The organism is Pseudomonas sp. 18.1.10 (assembly GCF_024655625.1).
In the GTDB taxonomy this organism is placed as follows: domain Bacteria; phylum Pseudomonadota; class Gammaproteobacteria; order Pseudomonadales; family Pseudomonadaceae; genus Aquipseudomonas.
This window is the reverse complement of the sequence record NZ_JANLGL010000373.1, coordinates 1-3,142: the sequence shown is the minus strand read 5'-3', so window position 1 is coordinate 3,142 and position 3,142 is coordinate 1. Positions and strand designations below refer to the sequence as shown.

The 3,142-nt window shown below is 63.1% G+C and carries 3 protein-coding genes; 2 read left to right on the top strand and 1 reads right to left on the bottom strand.

The genetic code is table 11. The features are described from left to right. Window positions 1–138 precede the first annotated feature (138 nt). Window positions 139–942 carry an IclR family transcriptional regulator gene (locus tag NUV89_RS28770; RefSeq protein WP_257783987.1) on the top strand — a complete coding sequence of 268 codons (804 nt, stop codon included), beginning with the start codon at window positions 139–141 and terminating at the stop codon, window positions 940–942. On the opposite strand, the gene NUV89_RS28765 is transcribed toward NUV89_RS28770, so the two are convergent. Further along, window positions 943–1,995: an NAD(P)-dependent alcohol dehydrogenase gene (locus NUV89_RS28765; protein WP_257783986.1), complete on the bottom strand. Its 1,053-nt coding sequence runs from the start codon at window positions 1,993–1,995 to the stop codon at window positions 943–945. Between the two features lie 181 nt (window positions 1,996–2,176). On the opposite strand from NUV89_RS28765, the gene NUV89_RS28760 reads away from it, so the two are divergent. Continuing rightward, window positions 2,177–3,070: an AraC family transcriptional regulator gene (locus NUV89_RS28760; RefSeq protein WP_257783985.1), complete on the top strand. Its 894-nt coding sequence runs from the start codon at window positions 2,177–2,179 to the stop codon at window positions 3,068–3,070. Window positions 3,071–3,142: the final 72 nt, after the last annotated feature.

Below are 3,142 nucleotides of genomic sequence, written 5' to 3'. Positions count from 1 at the left end.
CAATACATCTGGTGACTGACACTCCGTCTTCGCGAGCAAGCCCGCTCCCACACAATCCCGCTCCCACATTTTGATCTTCGCTGTGCTCATGTTCAGCTTTTGCCATAATGCCCGCGCTTTCACACATATAGGCCCGACATGCAGGAAAACGCCCCCACCCCCACCAAAGACACCGCCCCCACCGGCACCCAGACCCTGCTCCGTGGCCTGGGCGTGGTGCAGGCGGTGGCGGCCGGTGCGCGGGATCTCAAAGAGATCGCCAAGCGCATCGGCACCACCCGCAGCACCACCCACCGCCTGGCCAGTTGCCTGGTGGACGAGCGTTACCTGCGCGTGGTGCCGCAAGTCGGTTACCTGTTGGGGCCAAAGCTGATCGAGCTGGGTTTCCAGGCACGTGAAGAGCTGCCATTGGTGACGCTGGCGGTGCCCTACCTGGACGAGTTGTCGGCGCTGACTGGCGACACCATCCACCTGGCCATTCGCGAATACGACGACGTGCTCTACCTGCACAAGAACCCCGGCCGCAACGGCCCGGAAATGCGCTCGCGGGTCGGCCATCGCATGCCGCTGGCGCGCACCGGTATCGGCAAGGCGTTGTTGTTGGATGACCCGGTGGAAGAGTGGCAGCGCCTGTACGACGTCAGCCAGCCGGCTGCCGGCAAAAGCCTGCAGTGGCCACAGCACCCGGAGCAATCCTGGGCGCAGTTCGAGCAGCGCATGCGCGAATACGTGGTGGGTGGTTTTGCGTTCGATCTGGAAGACAACGAACCGTCGATCCGTTGTGTTGCGGCACCGGTGCGCGATGCCAGCCGGCGAATCGTCGCCGGCATCAGCATCGCCAGTACCGTGCCCTACATGCCGCTGGAAAAAATGGCCGAGCTGATCCCTGTGATCAAACAGGTCGCAGCGCGGCTGTCAGCGGAGTTGGGCGCGAAGGCCTGATCAGACCTTCAAGGTCGCCATGTCGATGACAAAGCGGTACTTCACATCGCCGGCGATCATGCGGCTGTAGGCTTCGTTGATGTTGCGGATATCGAGCATCTCGATGTCGCAGCTGATGCCGTGCTCGGCGCAGAAATCCAGGACTTCCTGGGTTTCGGCAATGCCCCCGATCAGCGAACCGGCCAGCACTTTGCGGCCGAGGATCAGCTTGGCGGCGTTGACGGGTGGCTCCACCGGTTCGATCAGGCCCACCAGAATGTGCACGCCATCAAAGCGCAGCACGTCGAGGTAGGGGTTGAGGTCGTGCTGCACCGGGATGGTGTCCAGCAGGAAGTCGAAGTGCCCGGCAGCGGCTTTCATCTGCTCAGCGTCGGTGGACACGATCACATGGTCGGCGCCCTGGCGGCGGCCTTCCTCGGCCTTGCTCGCGGAACGGGTGAACAGGGTCACCTCGGCGCCAATCGCCTTGGCCAGCTTGATGCCCATATGGCCCAGGCCGCCCATGCCCAACACACCGACCTTGTCGCCAGCCTTGATGCCGTAGTGCTTGATCGGCGAGTACATGGTCACGCCTGCGCAGAGGATCGGCGCGGCGCTGGCCAGGTCGAGCGTGGCTGGGATCTTCACCACGAAGTGCTCGCTGACGACGATGCTGTCGGAGTAGCCGCCCATGGTGTTGCTGCCGTCGACGCGGTCCGGGGTGGCGTAGGTCATGGTCGGGCCTTCGAGGCAGTATTGCTCCAGGTCCGACTTGCACGCGTCGCAGTGGCGGCACGAATCGACCATGCAGCCCACACCGACCAGGTCGCCGACTTTATGCGCGGTGACGTTGGCGCCGACGGCGGTGACTTTGCCGACGATCTCGTGGCCCGGCATCAGCGGGTACACGGCGATGCCCCACTCGTTGCGCGCCTGGTGGATGTCGGAGTGGCACACGCCGCAGTAGAGGATCTCGATCGCCACGTCATCCACGCGCGGGCTGCGGCGCTGGAAGGACATCGGGGCGAGGGGAGTGGTGGCCGACTGGGCGGCATAACCGATGGCGGTGTACATGGGGAAACCTCGCAAAAACAATCACAGGAGAGGCGGCGCATTCTCCGCGCCGGGCCTGGCAGCGGCCATGGCGATTGCTCCGAGTCTCATGCCTATTCGTCCGGAGGTGCCCCGTGTTTGGATTTATGTGTCGCCAGACCTGCGATGATGCTCTCATCCCTTTTTCGCGAAGTTTTTTGCCATGTTGTTGACCCGCCATCTCGACGCCAACGCCACGCTGGTCTCCTTGATCGAGGGGCTGACCCCCTGCGACGGTTTTTCCCCGACCCACCTGCCGGGCGTGAAGGTGTTGCGCGCCAGTTGCGATGTGGCGCGCGGGCCGCAGATCTATGAGCCGAGCCTGATGTTCGTGGCCCAGGGCAGCAAACTCGCCTATCTGGGCCCGCGCACGCTGGAGTATGGCGCCGGGCATTACCTGATCCAGGCCATGCCGGTGCCGTTCGAATGCGAGACGTTTGCCATGGCGCCGGATGCGCCGCTGTACGGGGTGACGGTGGGGATCGACCGCGTGGTGTTGGGCGAGTTGGTGATGGCGATGGGCATTCAGGCTGGCCCGCCGCCGACGGCGCAGACCTTGGAGTCCATGAGTTCAGTGGTGCTCGACGATGCCATGCGCGGTTGCGTCGAGCGGCTGTTGCAGTGCCTGCACGATCCGCTGGAAAGCCGGATCATGGGCCCGGCGCGGGTGCGTGAATTGTTGTTCACCGCGCTGCGCGGGCCGCAGGCGGATGTGTTGCGTGCATTGGTGGAACAGCAAGGGCAGTTTTCACGGATAGCCACATCGTTGAACCACCTGCATGCGCATTTTGACGAGCCGCTGAATATCGAGACGTTGGCCGGGTATGCGCATATGAGTGCGTCGACGTTTCATGAGCATTTCAAGCGCTGCACGTTGTTGTCGCCGGTGCAGTATTTGAAGCGTTTGCGCTTGCTCAAGGCTCAGCAGTTGCTGCTGGTTGAGGGCATGGGCGTGGCGCAGGCGGCGCACAGCGTGGGGTATCAGAGTACGTCGCAATTCAGTCGCGAGTACAAGCGCTACTTCGAGCGCAATCCCGGCGAAGAGCGGGCCGCCTGACTTTTAATGATTCAACACTGGTCAATGTGGGAGCTGGCTTGCCTGCGATAGCAGTGTTGAATTCACCACCGC